The 22,803-nt window shown below is 71.2% G+C and carries 17 protein-coding genes; 8 read left to right on the top strand and 9 right to left on the bottom strand.

What is annotated here, in order from left to right; translation table 11 throughout:
* The first annotated feature begins 9 nt into the window (after positions 1–9).
* The 6 genes from ACFEMC_RS06335 to ACFEMC_RS06310 are packed head-to-tail and all read left to right on the top strand — an operon-like array spanning position 10 to position 8,046.
* Positions 10–1,389 (top strand): LLM class flavin-dependent oxidoreductase, encoded by a 1,380-nt coding sequence (locus ACFEMC_RS06335; protein ID WP_380174641.1) that lies wholly within the window; start codon positions 10–12, stop codon positions 1,387–1,389.
* A gap of 34 nt (positions 1,390–1,423) precedes the next feature.
* Positions 1,424–2,596, top strand: coding sequence for an acyl-CoA dehydrogenase family protein (locus ACFEMC_RS06330; RefSeq protein ID WP_380174639.1), 1,173 nt, complete (start codon positions 1,424–1,426; stop codon positions 2,594–2,596).
* A gap of 48 nt (positions 2,597–2,644) precedes the next feature.
* Positions 2,645–3,595 carry an ABC transporter permease gene (locus tag ACFEMC_RS06325; protein WP_380174637.1) on the top strand — a complete coding sequence of 317 codons (951 nt, stop codon included), beginning with the start codon at positions 2,645–2,647 and terminating at the stop codon, positions 3,593–3,595.
* Positions 3,595–4,590, top strand: coding sequence for an ABC transporter permease (locus ACFEMC_RS06320; protein WP_380174635.1), 996 nt, complete (start codon positions 3,595–3,597; stop codon positions 4,588–4,590). The genes ACFEMC_RS06325 and ACFEMC_RS06320 overlap by 1 nt, the downstream gene beginning before the upstream one ends.
* Positions 4,591–4,621: 31 nt before the next feature.
* The gene (locus ACFEMC_RS06315) at positions 4,622–6,322 is read left to right on the top strand and encodes an ABC transporter substrate-binding protein (protein ID WP_380174632.1); all 1,701 of its coding nucleotides are present in this window, start codon (positions 4,622–4,624) and stop codon (positions 6,320–6,322) included.
* The gene (locus ACFEMC_RS06310) at positions 6,319–8,046 is read left to right on the top strand and encodes a dipeptide ABC transporter ATP-binding protein (protein ID WP_380174630.1); all 1,728 of its coding nucleotides are present in this window, start codon (positions 6,319–6,321) and stop codon (positions 8,044–8,046) included. The genes ACFEMC_RS06315 and ACFEMC_RS06310 overlap by 4 nt, the downstream gene beginning before the upstream one ends.
* 111 nt (positions 8,047–8,157) lie before the next feature.
* Here ACFEMC_RS06310 and ACFEMC_RS06305 read toward each other — a convergent pair whose 3' ends face one another.
* Together ACFEMC_RS06305 and melA are read right to left on the bottom strand one after the other, a co-directional pair.
* Positions 8,158–9,423: a glycoside hydrolase family 27 protein gene (locus ACFEMC_RS06305; RefSeq protein ID WP_380174628.1), complete on the bottom strand. Its 1,266-nt coding sequence runs from the start codon at positions 9,421–9,423 to the stop codon at positions 8,158–8,160.
* The gene (melA, locus tag ACFEMC_RS06300) at positions 9,420–10,793 is read right to left on the bottom strand and encodes an alpha-galactosidase (RefSeq protein WP_380174626.1); all 1,374 of its coding nucleotides are present in this window, start codon (positions 10,791–10,793) and stop codon (positions 9,420–9,422) included. The genes ACFEMC_RS06305 and melA overlap by 4 nt, the downstream gene beginning before the upstream one ends.
* Before the next feature lie 84 nt (positions 10,794–10,877).
* Here melA and ACFEMC_RS06295 point away from each other — a divergent pair, with 84 nt between their 5' ends.
* Entirely contained in the window at positions 10,878–11,726 is an 849-nt protein-coding gene (locus tag ACFEMC_RS06295; protein ID WP_380174624.1) for a helix-turn-helix domain-containing protein, read from the top strand.
* Here ACFEMC_RS06295 and ACFEMC_RS06290 read toward each other — a convergent pair.
* From ACFEMC_RS06290 to ACFEMC_RS06280, 3 genes are read right to left on the bottom strand one after another with little or no spacing between them, the layout of a single operon-like run.
* A complete protein-coding gene (locus tag ACFEMC_RS06290; protein ID WP_380174622.1) occupies positions 11,707–13,041 on the bottom strand; it encodes an ABC transporter substrate-binding protein in 1,335 nt (444 codons plus the stop codon). The two genes, ACFEMC_RS06295 and ACFEMC_RS06290, sit on opposite strands and share 20 nt — an antisense overlap.
* Positions 13,042–13,079: 38 nt before the next feature.
* The gene (locus ACFEMC_RS06285; protein ID WP_380174620.1) at positions 13,080–14,024 is read right to left on the bottom strand and encodes a carbohydrate ABC transporter permease; all 945 of its coding nucleotides are present in this window, start codon (positions 14,022–14,024) and stop codon (positions 13,080–13,082) included.
* 24 nt (positions 14,025–14,048) lie between these two features.
* Positions 14,049–14,993 (bottom strand): carbohydrate ABC transporter permease, encoded by a 945-nt coding sequence (locus tag ACFEMC_RS06280; RefSeq protein WP_380174617.1) that lies wholly within the window; start codon positions 14,991–14,993, stop codon positions 14,049–14,051.
* A gap of 265 nt (positions 14,994–15,258) precedes the next feature.
* On the opposite strand from ACFEMC_RS06280, the gene ACFEMC_RS06275 reads away from it, so the two are divergent.
* The gene (locus tag ACFEMC_RS06275; protein WP_380174615.1) at positions 15,259–16,449 is read left to right on the top strand and encodes an ROK family protein; all 1,191 of its coding nucleotides are present in this window, start codon (positions 15,259–15,261) and stop codon (positions 16,447–16,449) included.
* A 36-nt stretch (positions 16,450–16,485) separates the two neighbouring features.
* Here the strand turns inward: ACFEMC_RS06275 and ACFEMC_RS06270 are convergent, their stop codons facing one another.
* The 4 genes from ACFEMC_RS06270 to ACFEMC_RS06255 are packed head-to-tail and all read right to left on the bottom strand — an operon-like array spanning position 16,486 to position 22,622.
* The gene (locus ACFEMC_RS06270; protein WP_380174613.1) at positions 16,486–19,392 is read right to left on the bottom strand and encodes a glycoside hydrolase family 2 TIM barrel-domain containing protein; all 2,907 of its coding nucleotides are present in this window, start codon (positions 19,390–19,392) and stop codon (positions 16,486–16,488) included.
* On the bottom strand, positions 19,389–20,306 hold the full coding sequence (locus ACFEMC_RS06265) for a carbohydrate ABC transporter permease (RefSeq protein WP_380174611.1): 918 nt from the start codon (positions 20,304–20,306) through the stop codon (positions 19,389–19,391). Before ACFEMC_RS06265 ends, ACFEMC_RS06270 begins: the two co-directional genes overlap by 4 nt.
* Complete coding sequence (locus ACFEMC_RS06260; RefSeq protein ID WP_380174609.1) at positions 20,303–21,268, bottom strand: carbohydrate ABC transporter permease; 966 nt, start codon at positions 21,266–21,268, stop codon at positions 20,303–20,305. The genes ACFEMC_RS06265 and ACFEMC_RS06260 overlap by 4 nt, the downstream gene beginning before the upstream one ends.
* A gap of 10 nt (positions 21,269–21,278) precedes the next feature.
* Positions 21,279–22,622, bottom strand: coding sequence for an ABC transporter substrate-binding protein (locus tag ACFEMC_RS06255; protein ID WP_380174606.1), 1,344 nt, complete (start codon positions 22,620–22,622; stop codon positions 21,279–21,281).
* Between the last annotated feature and the right edge of the window lie 181 nt (positions 22,623–22,803).

The raw sequence follows: 22,803 nt of genomic DNA, 5'->3' as shown, positions 1-22,803 counted from the left end.
GAGAACACCGTGACCGAACCCCGCCGGGTGCATCTCAACGCCTTCGACATGACCTGCGTCGGGCACCAGTCCCCCGGCCTGTGGCGGCACCCGGAGGACCAGTCGCACCGGTTCGACGACATCCGCTACTGGACCGAGCTGGCCACGCTTCTCGAACGCGGCAAGTTCGACTCCCTGTTCATCGCCGACGTCCTCGGGATCTACGACGTCTACCAGGGCGGCCCGGAGACGGCCCTTCGCGAGTCGACGCAGGTCCCCGTCGGGGACCCCATGCTCGCCGTCTCGGCCATGGGCGCGGTCACCGAGCACCTCGGGTTCGGGGTGACGGTGTCCCTCACCTACGAGCAGCCCTACTCCTTCGCCCGCAAGATGGCGACGCTCGACCACTACACGAACGGCCGGGTCGGCTGGAACGTCGTGACGAGCTACCTGGAGTCCGCCGCGAAGAACCTGGGGCTCTCGACCCAGATCTCCCACGACGAGCGCTACGAGCTCGGCGAGGAGTTCATGGAGGTCGTCTACAAGCTCTGGGAGGGCTCCTGGGAGGACGACGCCGTCGTCCGCGACGCCGAGGCCGGGGTGTTCACCGACCCCGCGAAGGTCCACCCGATCGAGCACCACGGGAAGTTCTTCGACGTCCCCGGGATCGGGCTGACCGCCCCCTCGCCGCAGCGCACCCCGGTGATCTTCCAGGCCGGCGCCTCCCCGCGCGGGATCGGGTTCGCCGCGCGCCACGGCGAGGCGATCTTCAACACCGCCACCCGCCCCGAGGTCATGCGCCCCTGGGTGGACCGCCTGCGCGCGCAGGCCGAGCAGGCCGGCCGGGACCCCCGCAGCGTCAAGGTGTTCACGCTCGTCACGATCATCACCGCGCCGACGGACGAGGAGGCGCGGGCGAAGTACGAGGAGTACGCGCAGTACGTCAGCTACGACGGCGCCCTGAACCTGTACGGCGGCTGGAGCGGACTGGACCTGTCGAGCTACCCGCCGGACGAGCCGCTGGAGTACGCCGAGACGCAGGCCGTCCGCAGCGCCGTCGAGGCGTTCTCGACGGCCGACCCGGACCGCAAGTGGACCCCGCGCGACATCGCGAACTGGGTCGGGATCGGCGGGATGGGGGCCGTCGTCGTCGGCTCGCCCGCGACCGTGGCCGACGAGCTGCAGCGGTGGATGGAGGTCGGGGACGTCGACGGGTTCAACTGCGCCTACGCCATCACGCCCGGCACGTTCGAGGACGTCGTCGAACTCGTCGTGCCCGAACTCCAGCGCCGCGGCGTGTACCCGACGGAGTACGAGGGCGAGACGCTGCGCGAGACGATCTACGGCAAGGGTCAGGTCCACGTCCGTGACGACCACCCCGCGGCCGCCTTCCGCGCCTCGAACCGCTGACCAACTCCCGCCCGAGAACTCCAGGAGATCCCGCATGACCACGCGCGACCAGGTCCTCGACGCCGCCCGCGACGTCGCGAACCACCTCGGCCTCGACGCCCTCGAACGCGACCGCGCCAACGCCGAGCCGTTCACGGAAGCCGAACTGCTGCGCAAGGCCGGTCTGCCGGCCGTCCTGCTGCCGACGTCGATCGGCGGGGCCGGGCTGCCCTGGTCGGTGGCGCTGGACGTCGTGAAGGAGATCGCCCGCACCGACGGGTCCATCGCCCAGTTGCTGGCGTACCACTACGTCAACGCGCACAACCTCGTCTGGGTGGCCGACGACGCGGGCCGGCAGCGCTGGGGCGTGCCCACCGCCGAGCAGCAGTGGCTGTGGGGCGACTCGGTGAACCCCGTCGACCCGGACCTCCAGCTGCGTCCGGACCCGGACGTGACCGGCGGCTGGATCCTGTCCGGCACCAAGAACTTCTCCACCGGTGCCAGCGTCGGGGACGTCACCGTCGTCGGCGGCCTGACCGACGACGGGCGCGACCTGCTCGTGGTCGTCCCCCGCGAGACCCCCGGGTTCGTCAAGGGCGGCGACTGGGACAACCTGGGGCAGCGGCTGTCGGCCTCGGGTTCCGTGCGGTTCGAGGACGTGCGGATCGCCCCGGACGCCGTCCTGGGGTCGGCGTCCACGAGCGGCGCGTTCGGATCCCTCGTCACTCCCGCCATCCAGGCCGCGTTCGGGCACTTCTACCTCGGGGTCACCCGCGGGGCGCTGGAGACCGCCGCCGAGTACACCCGCACCACCTCGCGGCCGTGGCTGCTCTCGGACGTGCAGAACGCCGTCGAGGACCCGTACGTCCTGGCCACCTACGGCCGGCTCGTGGCGAGGTTGCGGGCGGCAGAGGCCCTCGGCCGCAGCGTCGGGGAGTCCCTGTCCCAGGCCCACGAGCGCGGCGCCGACCTCACGTGGGCCGAGCGCGGCGAGGTGGCCGAGGAGATCGCGGCGCTCAAGGTCGTGTCCTCCGACCTGGCGATCGAGGCCACGTCGACGATCTACGAGGTGACGGGCGCCCGCGCGTCGTCGAACAAGTACGGGTTCGACCGGTTCTGGCGGAACGTCCGCACCCACACGTTGCACGACCCGGTGCAGTACAAGGCGCGCGAGGTGGGCAACCACTTCCTCACCGGTGCCCACCCGGAGTTCACGCTGTACACCTGAGTCACACTGGTCCCGCCCCTCCGACCTCGTGAATCCCCCTGGTGACCCGTGACCGTTCCCGCTGTCCCACCGGTCCGCGACGAGAACCGTCGCGGCCGGTGGCGCCGTTCCGCGCTCGTGCGCGCTGTCGTCGACCGCCGGCCCGCGACGGTCGGTGCCCTGCTCATCGCGGGTTTCGTGCTGCTGGCGCTCGCCGCGCCCCTCATCACCCGGATCACCGGGCAGGACCCCTACACGTACGACAAGACGGCCCTCGACCCCGCGTCGGGACTTCCCGCCGGCCCGCTCGGCGGGATCAGCGCCGAGCACTGGTTCGGGGTCGAACCCCTCACGGGGCGCGACGTGTTCGCGATCGTGGCCCACGGCGCGCGGACGTCGTTCCTCATCGGTGTCCTCGCCACGGCCGTCGCCGTCGTGCTCGGCGTCGCCCTGGGCGCGAGCGCCGGGTACTTCGGCGGCTGGTGGGACCGGGCGGTCGGCTGGACGGGGGACGTGCTCTTCGGGTTCCCCTACCTCGTCTTCATGATCGCCCTCAGCGCCGTCGCTCCCCCGAGCATCCCGCAGACGCTGCTGCTCGTCGTCGTCATCGGGTTCTTCGGCTGGCCCCGCGTCGCCCGCGTCGTGCGGTCGGCGACGCTGGGCGTCGCCCGCCGCGACTTCGTCCGCGCCTCGCAGGTCATGGGGTCCCCGCCCTGGCGGACGCTGACGCGGCGCGTCCTGCCGAACCTGTGGGGACCCGTCGTCGTCGTGGCGACGCTGTCCATCCCCGAGCGCATCGGTCTGGAGGCGGCGCTGTCCTTCCTCGGCGTCGGCGTCCGGCAGCCCACGCCGAGCTGGGGCCGGTCGATCTCCGAGGCCATCGCCTGGGTGCAGACCGACCCGATGCTCCTGGTGTTCCCGGGCCTGGCCCTGTTCGGTGCGACCCTGGCGTTCAACCTCCTCGGCGACGGGTTGCGCGACGCCCTCGACCCCCGCACGGCGCGGGAGGGGGCGCACTGATGGCCACCGCCCGGTACGTCCTCACCCGGCTCGCCAGCGGGGCCGGCGTGCTGCTCGTCGTCGCGTTCGTGACCTTCGCCGTGTTCAACCTGCTGCCCTCGGACCCGGCGCAGCTGTCCTGCGGCCGGCCCTGCACGCCGGAGAACCTCGCGCTCGCCAAGGGGTTCATGGGCTTGGACCACCCCTGGTACCAGCAGTTCGGCCAGTTCCTCGCCGGCATCGTCACGGGCCGCACGTTCGGCACGGGAGCGACGGCCGTGGTCTGCCCGGCCCCCTGCTTCGGCTACTCGTTCCAGGAGACGGCGCCCGTCGTCCAGCTCATCGCCGACCGGCTCCCGGTGACGGTGTCGCTGGCGCTGGGGGCGGCCGTCCTGTGGCTCGTCGTCGGCGTCGCCCTGGGCGTCGTCGCGGCCCTGCGCCGCGGCACGGCCGTCGACCACGTGCTCGGTGGCCTGTCGGTCGTCGGCGTCTCGGCACCGGTCTACCTCCTCGGGCTGCTCGGCATCCTGCTGCTGGGGTTCACCCTCGACGTCGTCCCCGTCAGCGGGTACGTGCCGCTGACGCAGTCGCCGGTCGACTGGGCCTGGCACCTCGTGCTGCCGTGGATCGTCCTGGCGCTCATCAACGGCGCCGTCTACGTGCGGCTGGCCCGCGGGCAGATGCTGGAGGTGCTCTCGGAGGACTACGTCCGCACCGCGCGCGCCAAGGGCCTGCGCGAACGGACGGTCGTCGGCAAGCACGCGCTGCGCAACGTCACGCTGCCGCTCGTGACGCTCTTCGGCCTCGACCTCGGCGGGTTGCTCGGCGGGGCCGTCATCACCGAGAAGACGTTCGGCATGCCCGGCGTCGGGAGCCTGCTCCTGGACGCCGTCGGCCAGCTCGACCTCCCCCTGCTGCTCGGGACGACGCTCTTCGCGGCGTTCCTCATCGTCGTCGCGAACATCGTCGTCGACCTCGTCTACGGGCTCCTCGACCCCCGCGCCCGCATCGCCTGAACTCCACCGCTCGTCCCCCGGAAGGTCTCCCGTGAACACGCACTCCTCCCCCAGCCGCCGCCTCGTCCTCGCCGGTCTCGGCGCCACGTCCTTCCTCGCCGCGTGCGGCGCGAACGAGCGGCAGGGGTCGGGGTCCGGGCAGTCCTCGGGGTCCACCCCGGCCAAGGGCGGGACGCTGACGGTCCTCGTCTCCTCGACGAGCACGAACTTCGACCCGGCCAAGAGCCAGAGCCTCGCGATCACGTCGCTCGCCCTCGTGCACCGCCGCCTCACGTCGTGGAAGGTCGAGTCCGGCAAGCCCGCCGAACTCGTCCCCGACCTCGCCACCGACGTCGGCAGCACGAGTGACGGCGGGACGACGTGGACGTTCACGCTCAAGGACGGGCTGCTGTTCTCCGACGGTTCCCCGATCCGGGCGGCCGACGTGAAGTGGGGCCTGGAGCGGTCGTTCGCGGCGTCGTTCAGCGGCGGGCTGACGTACCACAAGGACCTCCTCGCGGGCGCCGCCGGCTACACCGGTCCGTTCGAGGGCGCCCGGCTCGCCTCCATCGCGACGCCCGACGAGAAGACCCTCGTCTTCACCCTCGCCCGCCCGTACGGCGACTGGGGCTGGGTCGCCAGCACCCCGGCGTTCGCCCCCGTCCCCGAGGGCCGGGGTGCCGAGGCCGACTACGGGCTCAAGCCGATCGCGTCCGGGCCCTACGTGCTGTCGGCCGTCCAGCAGGGCGTGAAGATCGAGATGACGCGCAACGAGCACTGGAGCGCCTCGACCGACGACGTGCGTCCGGCCTACCCCGACTCGGTGGTCTTCTCCCTCGGCCAGGCCACCGACGTCGTCTCCCAGCGCCTCGCGGCCGACTCCGCGGCCGACCAGACCGCGTTCGGCGCCGGGTTCGTCTCCCCGGCACAGCTGGTCCAGGTCGCGAACAACCCCTCGGCCAAGGACCGGCTCGTCACGTCGGAGTCCGGAGCGCTGGCGTTCCTGTCCCTCAACACCCGCCGCGGCCCCCTGCAGAACGCCGAGGTCCGCAAGGCCTTCCAGTACGCCGTCGACAAGGCGGCGTTCCAGGTGGCGACGGCCGGGACGGCGGCCCTGGCCGGTGAGGTCGCGACGACGCTCATCACCGACGGCATCTCCGGTCGCGAGGAGTTCGACCTCTACCCGACGGATCCCTCGGGCGACCCGGCCAAGGCCAAGGAACTGCTGGCCGCGGCCGGCTACCCGCAGGGCCTGTCCGGGCTGAAGCTGCTCGTGAGCCAGTCGAACAACGGCCCGGCGCAGGCGCAGGCGATCCAGGCGGCGCTGGTCAAGGCCGGTATCGGCGTGGACCTGCAGGTCACCGACGAGGACGCCTACTACGCGGCGATCAACACGGTGAACGCCGACGAGTACGACCTCGCGCTGGCGTCGTGGCAGCCGGACTTCCCGAGCCCCAACGCGAACCTGCAGCCGCTGTTCGCGACCTCGGCGATCGGCAACGGGGGGTACAACTCGGCGCGGTACTCCAGCCCGTCCGTCGACGCGGCGATCGCCGCCGCGCAGGCGACCGTCGACACCGACGCGGCGGCGAAGGCGTGGGTGGCCGTCGACAAGGCCGTCATGGCCGACTCCCCCGTCGTGCCGCTCATCTACACCCGCAACTCGTTCCTGCGCGGGTCGAAGGTGACGAACTTCTTCATCGGCGCCTTCCCGGCGTACCCGAACTACCTGGCGGTGGGTGTGAGCTCGTGACGCCCGCCGCGGGTGGACCCCTGCTCTCCGTCCGGGACCTGCGGATCGTCTTCGGCGCCGGGGCGGCCGCGACGGTCGCGGTCGCCGGGGCGTCGTGGGACCTCGGGCCAGGCGAGGTGCTCGCGGTCGTCGGCGAGTCCGGCTCCGGCAAGAGCGTCACGGCGCTGTCCCTGCTGGGGTTGTTGCCCGGGTCCGCGCACGTCACGGGCCGCGCGGAGCTTGCTGGGCACGGCGACCTGCTCGCGCTGACCGGCGAACCCCTGCGCCGGCTGCGCGGCGCGGTGGTCTCGATGGTGTTCCAGGACCCCGGCAGCACGCTGAACCCGGTCCTGACGATCGGTGACCAGCTCACCGAAGCCGTCCGCGTCCACCGTCCCGGTACGAGCCGGGCGTCGGCGCGGTCCCGGGCGCTGGAGCTGCTGGAGACGGTCCGGCTGCCGGATCCCGCCTCCCGGCTGCGCGCCTACCCGCACCAGCTGTCCGGCGGCCAGCTGCAACGCGTCGTCATCGCCATGGCCCTGGCGGACGAACCCGCCGTGGTGGTCGCCGACGAACCGACCACGGCCCTCGACGTCACGGTGCAGGCCGACGTCCTCGACCTCCTGCGCGACCTCACGGTGCGGCGCGGCACGTCGGTGGTCCTCATCACGCACGACATGGGCGTGGTCGCCGACCTCGCCGACCGCGTCGTCGTCCTGCGCCGCGGCGAGGTCGTGGAGACGGGGACCGTCCGCGAGGTGCTGCGGTCCCCGCGGGCGGAGTACACCCGGGAACTGCTGGCCGCCGTGCCGCAACTCCCCGCCGCCGACCTGACGGCGGGGGCGGGCGCGGGGGACGCCCACCGCGCGGTCCCCGACGACCCGGCCCGCAGTTCGCTGCCCGGTCAAGCCCCCGAGCCCGGGGACGGCGTCCCCGTGCTGGACGTGCGCGGGGTGTCCGTGACGTACGGCGGCCGCCGGCGGGGTGGTCTGCGCGCGCTCGACGGGGTGGACGTGCGCATCGGCGCCCGCGAGGTCCTCGGGCTCGTGGGCGAGTCCGGGTCGGGCAAGAGCACGCTCGCGGGCGTGGTCAACGGCCTCGTGCGCCCGAACGCCGGGTCCGTCCGCATCGGCGGGGCCGATCCGACGACGCTGCGGGGCAGGGAGCTGCGGGCGGTGCGGGCCCGGGTCGGGGTGGTCTTCCAGAACCCCTACTCCTCGCTGGACCCGCGCTCCAGCGTGGCCGACTCGGTCGCCGAACCCCTGCTGCTGCACACCTCCGACGGCCCGCGCGAGGTGCGTGAACGGGTGGCCGGGCTGCTCGACGCCGTCGCCCTGCCCGCGGGCAGCGGCGAGCGGTTCCCCCACGAGCTGTCCGGCGGTCAGCGTCAGCGCGTCGCCATCGCCCGTGCCATCGCCCTCGGGCCGGACCTCCTCATCGCCGACGAGCCCACGAGCGCGCTCGACGTGTCCGTGCAGGCGCGGGTCCTGGACCTGCTGGCCGACCTGCGGGCGCGGTTCGGCTTCGCGAGCCTGTTCATCACGCACGACCTCGCCGTCGTCGGCCAGGTCGCCGACCGCATCGCGGTCCTGCACCGCGGCCGGCTCGTCGAGGAGGGGCCCGCCGACGCCGTCCTCACCCGCCCGCTGCACCCCTACACGCAGCGCCTCGTCGCCGCCGCCCCCGTCACCGACCCCGACGAGCAGCACCGGCGCCGCTCGGCCTGGCGTGCCCTCACCTCCTGACCTCCCCCTCAGTGCCGGTCTCGTGCCCGCGTGGAAAACACTCCCTCCGCCCTTCGCAAGCGCTTGCGGAGGGCGGAAAGAGTGTTTTCCACGCGGGGGTGTGACGGCTGGCTACGGGGTGTGGCGGAGGAGGACGCAGCCGTGGGGCTCGAGGCGCACCGGGACCGCGGTGCTGCCGGGGGCGACACCGCGGGTGGCGTCCTCCTGGGCCGTGACGGCGACCGTCGCGACGACCTCGCCCGACCACACGTCGTGCACCGTCCCGAGGCGGGCGGGCAGGTCCACGTCCTGGCTGTCGAGAGCCACCTCGAGGGGTTCGGCGCCGAGGTTGAAGGCGGCCACGTAGCCGACCCCGCCGGGGCCCTGCGCGGACCACAGCACCAGCGGGTCCTCGCGGAACACCTCGCGGTTGCCCGTCGCCTCCAGGACGGCGAGGACGTCGGCGTTCTGGAAGAGCGCGACCGTCGCCGGGTCCGACGTCGGCAGGTCGCCGCCGATCATCAACGGGGACCGCGCCACCACCCAGAGGGTGACGAGCGTGCGGCGCTCCGCCGGGGTCAGGCGGTCGTCGCGGGGATCGCCGCGTTCGGCCCGCAGCCCGATGCGCCCGAGCGGGAGCATGTCCCCGTCCGGCCAGCCGTCCGGTCCGGCGTGCGGGGCCCAGCGGGCGAACCGGGAGACGTTCGCCTCCACGTCCTCCCACCGGTCCCACAGGTCGTCGCAGATGCGCCACATCGTCGCGTGCTCGCGCAGGTGCGGCAGCCGGGACAGCGACAGGTCGCGACCGGGTGACAGGCTGACCGCGATCTCCCGCCCGCACCGGCGCACGGCCCGCGCGAAGGCCTCGACGTCGGCGGCCTGGTAGGGCCAGAGCATGTCGTCCACCTTGACGAAGTCGACGCCCCAGGAGGCGTAGAGCTCGAGCACGGAGTCGTAGTACGCCTGCGCTCCCGGGTGGGAGTGGTCCAGGCCCAGCATGTCGGGGTTCCACTCGCAGACGTTCGTCCGGTCGACGAAGGGGGTCTCCCCGTCGACCGCGAGGCGAGGGATCCCCCGCATGACGTGGATCCCGAACTTCAGCCCGAGGTCGTGGACCTGCGCCGCGAGCGGCCCGAACCCCGCTCCCCCGGCCGCGCTGGGGAAGCGGCCGGGGTCGGGGACCAGCCGGCCCGCGGCGTCCAGGCACAGCGGGGCACCGGCGTTGTAGCCGTGGGACTTCGCCGTCGGGTCGGACCAGTCGATGTCCACGACGACGGTGTCCCAGCCGAAGGGCAGGAGGTGCTCGGCCAGGAACCGGGCGTTGGCGAGCACCTCCTCCTCGGTCACGGTGGTGCCGTAGCAGTCCCAGCTGTTCCAGCCCATCGGGGGTCTGGTCATGCGCGCAGCGCCTCCGGCAGCCGCTCGGCGTGCGCGGTGAGGAGTTCCTCGGTCATCTCCCGCGCCTGCTCCAGGGTGAGCAGGGCCGCGGTCAGGGGGTCGACCGCCACGGCGTGGAACACGTTCTCCCGGTTCCCCGTCAGCGCGGCCTGCACCGCGAGTGTCTGGACGTTCACGTTCGTCCGGTTCAGCGCCGCCAGCTGCAGCGGCAGCTCCCCGATCGACGTGGGCTGGACGCCGTTCTCGTCGACGAGGCACGGCACCTCGACGCACGCGTCGGACGGCAGGTTCGAGATGACGCCGGGCCCGTTGGGCACGTTGCCGTAGACGACGCTCGGGACGCCCGTCACGACGGAGTTCACGATCGAGGCGCCGTACTCCACGCTCGGGGCCAGGTGCTCCTTGAGCTTGGCGAGCTGGGTGTCGATGTCGCCCTGGTCGTCGTGCCCGACGCAGATCTCGTAGTAGTCCCACCGCTGCGGGATGTAGTGCTCGACCATCTCGGGGGTCTTGCGGAAGTACGGCAGGTACTCCGAGGCGTGGTGGCTCGACTCCGTCTCGAAGTACCCGAACGCGTTCATCAGCGTCGTGCGGACCTGTTCGTTGCCGCCCTCGTAGGTGCTGGCCGCCTGCGCCGCCTCGCTGTGGTCCCCGTCGTCGCCGGCGAGCTCCTGGGCGCCCCGGCCCGCGACGTGCTTCTCGTTCATCACCTGGCGCAGCCGGGGGTACAGGTCCTCCTGCCCGCGGCGGAACTTCAGGATCCACGCCTGGTGGTTGATCCCTGCGGACAGGTAGTTCACCTCGTCGTACGGCACGTCGAGGGTGCGGGCGAGCATGCGGGTCGTGCCCTGGACGCTGTGGCACAGGCCCACGGTCTTCAGGCCCTTGGCGTTGAGGAAGGCCGTCGCCATCGCCATCGGGTTGGCGTAGTTGATGAACACCGCACCGGGACACACCTCGAGCGCGTCGGCGGCGATGGCCTCGTAGGCGGGGACGGAGCGCAGGAACCGGAAGACACCACCGGGGCCGAGCGTGTCGCCGACGGTCTGGTCGATGCCGTACTTGCGCGGGATGAGGACGTCGTCCTTGTACGCCTCGACGCCGCCGACCTGGAACGTGATGATGACGAAGTCGGCCCCGTCGAGGGCCGCGCGGCGGTCGGTCGTCTCCTCGACCTGGGCGTCGAACCCGTGGTGGGCCACGAGCTTGCGCGCGGCGTCGGCCACGGGGCCGAGCTTGTCCTCGCGCACGTCCATGAGGCACAACCGGGCCGACTGCAGGGCCGGGAAGCTGAGGATGTCGCCGATGAGGCGGAACGGGAAGACGAAACCACCGGCGCCGATGATGGTGATCTTGGGGCTCTGCGTCATGCCTCCAGGCTAGGCGCGTGACGGCGTGCCGAGCCTCCTCCTGGCCCACGAGAAGTTCCAGGATCCTCAGGTACCGTGGGGAGGGTGGACGTCGAAGAACCCGCCCTGTGGGTGCACCGCGGCTCCGCTCCCCCCATGCGCGAGTTCCACCGCCACGACGACGTGGAGGTCAACGTGACGGTGCGGGGGTCGCTGGAGTACCTGCTCGGCGGCCGACGCGTCACGGTCCCGGAGGGGCACACGGCCCTGTTCTGGGCGGCCGTACCCCACCGCCTCGTCCCGCCGGAGGAGCCGCGGGACAGCGACATCTGCTGGATCCACCTGCCGCTGAGCACCGTGCTGGGCTGGACGCTGCCCGAGGGCGCCGTGGCGCGCATCGTCTCGCACGGCGTCGTCGTCGTACCGACGGCCGCCGTCGGGGAGCACGTCGTCGCCCAGTTCGGGACGTGGCAGCGGGACCTCGCCGCCGGGCTCGGCACGGGGACGGTCCTGTTGGAGGGTCAGGCCCTGCTGCTGAGGATCCTGGCAGCCGAGGGTTCGGCCGACACGACCGCCGCGGACGCTCTCCCTGGGGCCCGCGCCGACCTGCGACCCGTGGCCCGGATGGCGCGCTTCACGGCCGAGAACTTCCGCTCCGACATCTCCACGGCGGACATCGCCCGCGCGGCGAACCTCAACCCGAACTACGCGACGACGCTCTTCCGGTCCGCTGTGGGGGTCACCCTCGGGGAGCAGCTGCTGCGGCACCGGATCGCCGAGGCGCAGCGACTCCTGCTCACGACGACGCTGACGACGGCGGCCGTCGCGCACGCCGCCGGGTTCGGGTCGGGGAGCAGCCTCTACGCCCACTTCTCGAAGGCCTGCGGCTGCTCCCCCGGCGCCTACCGCGCCACCCGCGCCGTCACTCCGCCCGTCAGTCCTGCGGGGTCGTGAAGAGCGCGTTCACCTTGTCGTTCGCGGCGGTGAGCGCGTCGACGTCGGCGTTGAACGCCATGACGTTGTCCATGGCGGAGGCCATGATGCTCTGGAACTCCGCCCCGTTCAGCACGGCCGGGTACGGGAACGTGGTCCCCTGCTCGACCTGGTCGGTGAAGGCGCTGACGTCGAACCCGGTCTTGCCCAGGGACTCCTTCGACGTCTCGACGGTGCTGGCGATGGCCGGCATCACGACCCCGGCCTTGGCCACCTCGGACTGGCACTCCTCCGAGGCGAGGTACTGCACCCACTTCCACGCCGCCCCCTTGACCTTCGACGACGTCGAGATCGAGTCGGCCAGGGAGTTCTGCATGGCGGCCCGCTGCCCCGACGGCCCGATGGGCGTGGGGGCCAGCGCCAGGTCGACGCCCTTGAGGTTGCCGTAGTTGGCGGTCTGCCACGACCCCTCGCTGACGATGGCGTAGCGCCCCGCCTGCATCTGCTGGTCGGCCGAGCCGCCCTCGGTGAAGGCCAACGGCGGCATGTAGCCCTTCTCGATGAGGCCGCGCCACCAGGCGTAGGTCTCCTGGAACCGCGGGTCGTCGTAGTTGAACGTCGTGCCCCACATCTCCTTGTCCCCGTACGTCCACCCGGTGGTCTTCGCCAGGTAGCTCCACTCGACCTGCCCGAACGGGGCCCCCGAGGACCCCAGGCCGAGGCCGTAGGTCTTGACCTTGGACTTGTCGAAGCCCGGCTCGTCGCCGCGGACACCGTTCTGGTCGACGGTCAGGTGGGCGATCGTCTGCTCGTAGGTGCCGCCGTCCTGCGGGTTCCACGTGAGGTTCTTCATGTCCTCGGCCGAGATGCCGGCCTCGGTGGTCATGCCCTCGTTGTAGAAGAGGCCGATGGTGTCGAAGTCCTTGGGCAGGCCGTAGCGCTTGCCGTCCGGGCCGATCCACAGGTCGGTCGTCCCCTCGACGTAGGCGTCGAGGTCGATGCCCGCCTCCTGGACCTGCTCGTCGATGGGGACGATGAGCCCTCGCTGCGCGAACTCGCCGTAGCGCTGGGTGTGGTCGGCGAAGACGTCGGGGGCCGAGTTGGCGACGAACCCCGTGAAGAGCTTGTTCCAGTAGTCGTCCCAGCCGAACTGCTCGATCTGGATGTCGATGTCGGGGTTCTGCGCCTGGAAGGCGTTGGCGCACTGCTGGTAGGCCGGCAGCTGCGCCGACTCCCAGAGCCAGTACGTGACGGTGCCGGTCTCCCCGTCGGCGCCGGGGTCGACCCCGTAGGTGCCGCAGGCGGAGAGCATCGCGGCGGTGCCCGCGGCGGCCACGGCGGTACGCAGTCTTCTGGAGAGCTTCACAGCCGACCTCACTTGATCCCGGAGAAACCGATGGAGTTCACGATCTTGCGGCTGAAGACCGCGAACAGGATGACGACGGGCAGCGCGGCGAGGAGGGTCGCGGCCATGAGGCCCGCCCAGTCCGGCGCCCCCTGCGGCGTCTGGGACCGGAAGACGCCCAGGGCGACCGTCAGGACGCGGTGGTCGCGGTCGGAGGCGACCAGCAGCGGCCAGAGGTACTCACCCCAGGCCTGCACGTACTGCAGGATCGTCAGCGTCACGAGCGGACCGGACGCCATCGGCAGGATGACCCGGAAGAACCGCGCGACGGCCCCGGCCCCGTCGAGGCGGGCGGCCTCCTCGACCTCGCGGGGGATGCCGAGGAAGAACTGCCGCAGGAAGAAGATGGCGAACGGCGTCATGAAGAAGAACGGCAGGACGATCGCCGCGTAGGAGCTCAGCAGTCCCAGGTCGCGCATCAGCAGGAAGTTGGGCAGCTGGGTGAAGATCGGCGGCACCATGAGCGCGGTGAGGAAGACGAAGAACACCGTGTTGCGCCCGGGCCACCGCAGGCGCGAGAACGCGTAGGCGGCCATCGCGCCGAAGAAGACCTGCCCGGCCGTGATGAGCGAGGCGACCAGGACGGAGTTCAGCAGGGCCCGGATGATGCTCACGGACGCGCCCGACCCGGCCTGCGCCTGCGCCTCCTCGGTGCTCGCAAGCCCCAGGACGCGCTGGAAGGCGCCCCACGTGGACTCCACGGGCAGCAGGTTCGAGGGCTCGGTGGCCAGGAACGCGCCGTTGGAGAAGGCGGTCCGCAGCATCCAGTAGAAGGGGAAGAGGGTCACGGCCATGATGAGGCCGAGCGCGGTCCAGGCGAGGACCCGCCCGAGTCCCGGCCGACCCCGACGTGCTCCTCCGGTGGGCTTCGAGACCGCGACGGCCTCGTCGAACGTGGTGGCGGTGGTGGCCATCGTGTTCTCCTGGGTCGGGGTCGCTCAGGCGACGTCGGACTCGTCGGCGCGCATCAGCTTGAGCTGGACGAACGCGACGGCGGCGAGGATGAGGAAGAGGACGACCGAGACCGCCGAGGCGTACCCGTACTGGTAGCGCTGGAAGGCGAGGTCGAAGATGTAGTACTGGATGACGCGGGTCGCGTCCCCCGGCCCGCCCGTCGTGGTCACGGCGACGGTGTCGAAGGCCTGGAACGAGCCGATGACGGTGATGACCAGGACGAGGGCGAGGATCGGCCGCAGCAGCGGCAGGGTGATGCGCCAGAACATCTTCCACTCCGAGGCGCCGTCCACGCGGCCTGCCTCGTAGACGTCACCGGGGATCATCAGCATGCCGGCGAACAGCAGCAGGGCCGTGTACCCCAGGTGTCGCCAGGTGTTGATGAAGGCGATCGTCGGGATGGCCCAGTTCTGGTCGCCGAAGAAGGGGACGGCGTCCAGGCCGATCCACCCGAGCACCTGGTTGGTGATGCCGATCTGCGCGTCCAGCATCCAGTAGAAGACGAGCGCGACGACCACGTTGGAGATGAGGTAGGGCAGCAGCACGACGCTGCGCACGAGGATCGACCGCGTCAACCGGTGCAGCAGGACCGCCAGCAGGAGCGCGAGCACCGTCTGCGTGCCGATGTTGATGACGACGTACTGCACCGTCACCTTCATGGCGTTCCAGAAGATGGCGTCCGAGAACATCGACGTGTAGTTGTCCAGCCCCACCCAGCGCGGCGGGCTGAAGAAGTCGAACTCGGTGAAGCTGAAGTACAGCCCCCGCAGCGTGGGCCAGAGGTAGAAGACCGTGAAGCCCAGCAGCGCCGGCGCGATGAAGGCGAGGGCCGTGAGCCGTTCGCGGCGCGAGCCGTTGACGTCGGGACGCAGCCCCTGACCGGAGAGCGACACGCTCCCCGTGCGGGCGTTCCTGCTCGTGAGCGCCATGGCTCAGACCTTCCGGTGGTGGGCGGAAGCGGAATGGGTGGGGTGCACTTGATCTCCGTGGTCACGTCGTCGTGGGCCGGGCTCCTCGTGTGCCCTGAGTTCTACGGCAATACACAGCCGCCCGTCAACGAGCTCACGGGGCCAGGTCCCGGATTGTGATCTCGCTGAGACACGTCGTCCCACCGACTCCCGGCTTCCGTGTCGGAAGTCGGCTACGGTGCCTGAGCAGGGAGCGACGAGGTCGTCGCCGGCGAGGAGGTCGTGCGTGAGCCTGGACTCGGCGTCCGTACGCAGGTCGACGCAGCGGTCCGCCCAGCGGTCGATCTGGACCCCGCTGACCGGTGCGGCGCACAGCATCGCGGTCGAGGTGCTGCTCGACGGTCCCCTGCCGCGCAGCGAGCTCGCCCGCCGGCTCGACCTGTCGGCCGGCAGCCTGACCCGCCTGTCGAAACCCCTGCTGGACTCCGGGCTGCTCGTCGAGACCCGCGGCGTCTGCGACCCGGCGTCCGGGCGCCTCACCCGACCGCTCGACGTCGACGACACCAACGACGCCTTCGTCGGGGTCAAGCTGACGGCCGACGCCGCCCACGCGGTGCTGACGACCCTGCGGGCGGACGTCGTCGCCGCCAGGGAGGTCCCCCTCACGGACCGCTCCCCCGGTCACGTCACCAGGACGGTCGCGGCCCTCGTCGGCGAGCTGGACGCCCTGGACCCCCGGCCGGTGCGGGCGGTCGGCGTCGGTCTCGGGGGCAAGGTGGGCGGCGACGGCGTCGTGGACAGCGCGCGCTACCTGGGCTGGGAGGACGTGCCCTTCGGGGGGCCGCTGGAAGACCTGCTCGGCGTCCCCGTGGTCGTCGACAACGACGTCCTGTCCCTCACCCGGGCCGAGCAGTGGTTCGGGTCGGCCCGCCGCTGCGGCCACTTCGCCGTCGTCGTGGTGGGGATGGGGATCGGGTACGGCCTCGTCGTGCACGACCGGGTGGTGGACCGGCCCGACTCCGGTGTCGGGTTGCTGGGGCACCACCCGCTCGATCCGCACGGACCGCTGTGCCCCGACGGGCACGTCGGGTGCGCGGAGGCCGTCCTGTCGACGGCCGCGCTGACGACGCGCGCCGGTCTGGCGTTGCGCCGGTCCGTCACGGTCGAGGAGGTGCTCGACCTGGCCGAGCGGGGAGAACCCCTGGCGCGCAAGGTGGTCGACGACGCCGCGCGGGCCCTCGGCACCCTGGTCGCCGCCGTCGGGAACTTCACGATGCCCGAACGGGTCGTCGTCTCGGGCGAGAACGCGCGCCTGGCCGAGGTCGGCCGGGCCGCGCTGGACGCGGGGATCCGCGCCGGCCGCAACCCCCTGGCCACGGAACTGCCCGTGGACGTGCAGCTCACGGGTTTCGCCGAGTGGGCGCGCGGCGCGGCCGTGACGGCGATCCGGACGTTCGTCCTCGGCTCGCGCCGCTGACGTCCGTCCGGACCGCCCGTCCCGACCGCTGTCCCGTCAGCCCACGGGTTCGAGCACGAACCCGAAGCTGACGGGGCCCGCCTCGAGCCGGTACTGCGGCAGAGCACCCGGGCCGCAGGACCCCGACCCGATGCCCTGCTGGGCGTGGTCGAGGTGGAGCCAGATCCGGCCCTCGTCGTGCAGGGCCGACGTGTGCGTCGCGGCGTCGAGCGCCTCGGTGCTCCACGGCCGGACCGTCACGCCGAACGGCGTGGTGCTGCTGACCCGCAGCCCGCGCCCGGACCCGTCGGTGAGTTCGGCCCAGCGGACCCCGGCCCGCTGCCCGTTCTCCTGCGGGCGCACGTACGGCGTCTGCAGGCCCTCGACCGTCGAGGTGAACCGGCTCGTCCACGTGGCCGACCCCGTGTCGGGGTAGGCCTCCCCCGGCCCCTGGCCGAACCAGGCCAGGTGCCGCAGCTCGCGCGGCAGTGCCAGCCGGACGCCGACGCGCGGCAACGGGACGTCGAGGCCACCCGGGAGCTCGGGGGCCACGTCGACCTGCAGGTGCACCGCCCCGCCGGCCAGCGGCGTCCAGCGCCACGTCGTGGCGAACCCGGTGTCCGTGCCCGCCGGGGCGCTGCGCCCGGCGACGACGACCGCGGTGTCCCCGAGCTCCACGTGGCCCGTGCGGTGCCGGAGCCGTTGCAGGCCCAGCGAACGCCACGTCGGTGCGAGCGGTTCGCCGAAGTCCCCGCGGTCGTTGTCCGTCGGCGCCCGCCAGAGCGAGAGTTCCGCGACCTGCACCGGGACGGTGCCGACCTGCTGCAACCGTCCGGTCCGACCGTCCAGGACGGCCGGTCCGACGAGCAGGTCGGGTCCGCGGCGCGCCGGGGACCCTTCGGGGGCGGGCTCCTGCCCGGCGCCCGGGTCGAGCTGCACCTGACCGCGGCCGAGTTCGTGCCCGGCCGGCGCCCACGACGTCGCCTCGGCGAGGTGCGCGGTGACGGTGAACCACCGCTCCCCCGTGGCGGCGTCGAGCGCGGCGACCTCGTCGGGCAGGTCGAGCACCGTCGACGCCCGCGGCGCGAGGTCGGGGGTGGGCGTCGTGCCGGAGGCCACCTCGATCCCGTCGTCCTGCACCGACCAGCGCAGCTCGACGTGGGCGAGGTCGACGACGTCGAAGTGGTTGGTCAGCCGCAGCAGGTCGCCGGACGGGGTCGTCTCCGGCCGCAGGCGCACCTGGGCGATGACGGCCGCGTAGTCGAGAAGACCGGGCGACGGCGTGCGGTCGGGGAACACCAGTCCGTCGGCCACGAAGGCACCGTCGTGCACGGGTTCGCCGAAGTCCCCGCCGTAGGCGAAGCGCTCGACCCCGTCCGGGCCCGTCTGGCGCAGACCGTGGTCGATCCACTCCCAGACGAACCCGCCCATGCAGCGCTCGGAGGACTCGAAGAGGTCCTGGTACTCCACGAGCCCGCCCGGGCCGTTGCCCATGGCGTGCGCGTACTCGCACTGGACGAACGGCATGGCGCGACGCCGCGCGTCGGCCTCGGCGTCCTCCAGGGGCTCCTCGGTGCGACCGGCGATGGCCTCGACCTCGGCGTGGCTGGCGTACATCCGCGAGTAGACGTCGGCGTACGGGACGGCCCAGTCGTGTTCGTAGTGCACAGGACGGGAGGAGTCCCGCTCCTTCACCCACGCGGACATGGCGGCGAGGTTCTCGCCGGTGCCGCTCTCGTTGCCGAGGGACCACAGGACGACGCTCGGGTGGTTCTTGTCCCGTTCGACCGTGCGGCGCATCCGGTCCAGGTAGGCCTCGCGCCAGCGCGGGTCGTCCGAGGGGTTGCCGCGCCAGTCCAGCAACCAGAACCCGTGCGTCTCCAGGTCGCACTCGTCGACGACCCACAGACCGTGCTCGTCGCACAGGTCGAGGAACCGCGGGTGCGGCGGGTAGTGGCTGGTGCGGACGGCGTTGACGTTGTGCTGCTTCATGAGCAGCACGTCGGCCAGCATCTCGGCGTCGGTGACCGCGCGACCGCGGTCGGCCGACACCTCGTGCCGGTTCACTCCGCGCAGCTTGACGGGGACGCCGTTGACGGTGAACACGCCGTCGACGATCGCCACGGTCCGGAAGCCCACGCGCAGGCGCACGTGCTCCCCGCCGCTGACCACCTCGGCGTCGTACAGGCGCGGCACCTCCGCCGACCACGGCTCGACCCCGGGGACCTCGACGTCCTCCCCGCACGGCACGTCGACCCCGAGTTCGGGCACGAGCAGCCGCGCGGCCGACGGCGTGTCCACGCGCAGGGAACCGGCCCCCGTCACGTGGTCGTAGCCGGCGTGGACGAACACGTCCTCCACGGCGCCCGCGGGACGCGACAGCAGCGTGACGTCGCGGAAGATCCCCGACAGCCACCACATGTCCTGGTCCTCGAGGTAGCTCGCGGCCGACCACTGGTGCACGCGGACGGCGAGCACGTGCTCGTCCCGACCGGCCTGCAGCGCGTCGGTCACGTCGAACTCGACGGGCAGGCGGGAGCCGACCGACCGTCCGACCTCGGTGCCGTCGACCCAGGCGGTGAAGGCGGAGTCGACGCCCTCGAAGCGCAGCACGGCCCGGGCGCCGTCGGCCAGGAAGCCGGCCGGCAGCGCGAACCGGCGGCGGTGGTCGCCCGTGGGGTTCTCGTCCGGCACGAACGGCGGTTCGACCGGGAACGGGTAGGTGATGTTGGTGTACGCGGGAGCGCCCCAGCCCTGCAGCTGCCAGTGCCCGGGCACCTCGATGCGGTCCCAGGCGGCGTCGTCCAGTGCGGGGTCCGCGAGGTCGGCGGGGGTGTCGGCGTGCTCGGCGCAACGGAAGCGCCAGCCCCCGTTGAGCGACAGCGTGGGTGCGTCCGAACGCACCCACGCCCGCGCGGGGAGGGCACCCCGCGCGGGCGTGAAGTCCTCGAACCAGTGGTTCATCCCTTGGTGGCTCCCAGCGTCAGACCGGAGACGAACTGCTTCTGCAGTGCGAAGAACACGACGAGCACCGGGAGGGCGACGAGCACCGAGCCGGCGGACAGCAGGTTGTAGTCGGTGAAGAACTGGCCCTTGAGGTTGTTCAGCGAGCTCGTGATCGGGAACTTGTCCCCCGACTGCAGCAGGACCGTGGCCCAGAAGAACTCGTTGTAGATCCAGGTGATCTCGAGCACCGCGAGCGCGGCCAGGGCCGGCCGGCACAGCGGCAGGGTGATCTTCCAGTACTGCTTGAAGACGCTCAGACCGTCGACCTGGGCGGCCTCGTACAGCTCGTACGGCAGCGTCTTCATGTAGTTGCTCAGCACGAAGGCGCAGAAGCCGGTCTGGAAGGCCGTGTTGACGATGATCAGCGCCCAGTAGCTGTCGAGCAGCGTCCCGGAGTAGCTGAACCAGTAGGGCACCTCGACGGCACGGAAGAGGCGGTACAGCGGGATCAGCAGGGCCTGCGGCGGCAGCAGGTTGGCCGCCGTGAACAGACCCAGCAGCGCCAGGTTGAACTTGAAGTTGAACCGGGCCACGACGAACGCGACCATCGAAGCCAGCAGCAGCGCCAGGACCACCGACGGCACCGTGATGATCACCGAGTTGAGGAAGTGGCGGCCGAAGTCGCCCTGCTCCCACGCGTTGACGTAGTTCTTGACCGTGAACCCGCCGAAGGACGCGTACCCGTTGGCCTGGGTGTACCCGTAGTCGCGGAAGGAGTTGAACACCGCCCACAGCAGCGGGAAGAGCCACAGCACCGACGCCCCGATGAGGAAGACGTACAGGACGATCCGCGCGGGCGGCGTGTGCCGCTCCGCCTTCGGGACGCCGGAGGCCGTGCGGCCCCCGACGCCCCCGATGGTGCTCGTGCTCATCGTTCGTCCTCCCGCATGACGACCCACAGGTAGATGCTGATGAACACCAGCGAGATCACCAGCATGATCGTCGCCAGGGCGGACCCGAAGCCGATCCGGCTGGCCTCACCCACGATGTTCGCGGTCACCAGGGTCGCGATGAGCTCGAGGCCGTTGCGGCCCTGGTTGATGACCCAGACCAGGTCGAAGGCGCGCAGCGACTCGATGACCGTGATGACCAGGACGATGATGTTGATGGGGCGCATGACCGGGAAGACGATCCGGAAGAACGTCTGGACCTGGTTGGCGCCGTCCATCTGGGCGGCCTCCTTGAGAGAGGCGTCGACCCCCTTGAGGCCGGCCAAGTACAGCAGCATGACGTAGCCGACCTGCTTCCAGCAGGTCGCGAACAGTGCCGCCCAGATGTTCCACTTCGGGTCGCCGTAGAAGTCGATCTGGGTGCCCAGGACCGCGTTGATGAGGCCCTGGTCACGGGAGTACATGAGCTGCCAGATGAAGCCGACGAGGGCCAGCGACAGGACGACCGGCAGGTAGAGCGCGGTCTGGTAGAACCGGCTGCCCTTCAGCTCCTTGTCGATGAGGACCGCGAAGAGGATGCCGAGCGGTGTCGCCACCACGAACATCACGACGAGCCACAGCAGGTTGTGCTCGACGGCCGGTTTGAAGGGCGGGTAGTTCGTGAAGACGTTGACGTAGTTCTCCGTGCCGATGACCTTCACGTCCGCCAGCGAGCCGACGCCGTTCCAGTTGGTGAACGACAGCAGCACGGAGGCGATCGCCGGCAGCCAGATGAGGCCGACGACCACGAGGGTCGGGACGGCGACCATGAGGATGACGGCCACGCGGTCCCGGCCGGTCAGCCGACGGACGCGTTGCTTCTTGCCGGTGCCCTTGTGGGAACCCGCGGACGGCGCGGCGTGCGCCGTCTGCGGGGCCACGAGCGGCAGGTCGGGGGACGACACGGGCGCTCCTTCAGGAGGTGAAGATGCTCTTCTTCTGGTTCTCGATCTGGGTGCAGAGCCCGTCGATGTCGTTCGGGTTCTGGATGAACGACTGCAGCGAGGGGATCATGACCGTCGAGGCGAAGTCGGGGCGGGTGTCGCGGTCCATGAACTGCGAGATGGACTTGGCGCTCGCGACGAACTCGGCGCACTTCTTCTGCAGCTCGGTGTAGTGCGACTGGTCGGACTTGGTGTTGGCCGCGATGCCCGAGGGGTCGTTGGTCGTCTGGACGACACCGTCGTCGGGCGAGCCGAAGTACTCCAGCAGCTTCTTGGCGCCGTCCTCGTTGCGGGGGCGCTTGGACATCATGAAGCCGTCGATGGGGGCCTCGACCGCGTCGGCACCGATGGCCGAGTCGACCTCGGGGAAGTTGAAGAAGTCGATGTCGGACTGGTCGGCCTCCTCGAACTGCTGGCCGATGAAGGAGCCGATGACCATCATGCCGGACGTCTTGTTGACGACACCGGTGGCCGCCTCCTGCCAGGTGCGGCCGAGGGAGTCGCTCTGGTGGAACGGCAGCAGGCCCTTCCAGGTGTCGAAGACCGTCTTGACCTTCTGGTCGGTCCAGGACTCCTTGCCGGCCATGAGGTCGATGTGGAACTGGTACCCGTTGATGCGCATGTTGAGCTGGTCGAAGGTGCCCATCGCCGGCCAGCCCTCCTTGTCGGCGAAGGCGAGGGGGACGAGACCGTCCTTCTGCATCTGCGTCGAGAGGGTCTTCATCTCGTCGAGGGTCTTCGGGGCCTGGTACCCCTTCTCCTGCCACAGCGACTTGCGGTAGAAGACCGCCCAGGGGCCGTAGGTCGTCGGGACGAAGTACTGCTTGCCGTCCTCGCCGGTGGAGGCCTTCTTGAAGGCGTCGGTGTAGTTCGCGCCGATCGAGCCCCAGATGTCGGAGATGTCCGACGCCAGGCCCTGCGCCGCGAAGAACTGCATCCGGTACCCGGCGAACCAGGAGAAGACGTCGTCCGGGCTGCCCTGGAGGTAGTTGTTGATGTTGTTCTGGAAGGTCGTGTGGTCGACCGTGTTGAGCTTGATCGAGATGCCCTGCTTCTTCTGGGCGTCCTCGACCATGGCCTTCATGGTCTTCAGGGGGACCTCGTCGGAGAAGTTGGAGCCGAGGGTGACCTGGCCCCCTCCCCCACCGCCGCCGTTGCCGGAGCCACCGCCGTCGCCGCAGGCGGCGAGCAGGGCGGGGATCCCGGCGGCGAGGAGCGAGCCGCGCAGCATCGACCGGCGGCTGAAGCCGTGCCGGCCGGCGGACGCGGGCACGAGGCCGGCGAGGTACTCGGATTCGGTGGCGGGGCGGTTCATCGCGACTCCTTCGTCGGCGTCCGGCTCTGACCGGGACGCGGCGCGCAGTGCTGCCGACCGTGATCACGGTGGTCAGTTCCTGCAAGCGTGTGCTGGGGGTTCATCGACTGTCAAGCGGTTCGGGGAAACCCCGGGCGGAACTGGTGGAACTCACCCGCGGCACGGCAGGAGGACTGCCGCG

The organism is Kineococcus sp. DHX-1 (genome assembly GCF_042473625.1).
Lineage (GTDB): Bacteria > Actinomycetota > Actinomycetes > Actinomycetales > Kineococcaceae > Kineococcus.
The sequence above is the reverse complement of the archived record's forward strand: the minus strand, read 5'-3'. Positions and strand labels throughout refer to the sequence as shown.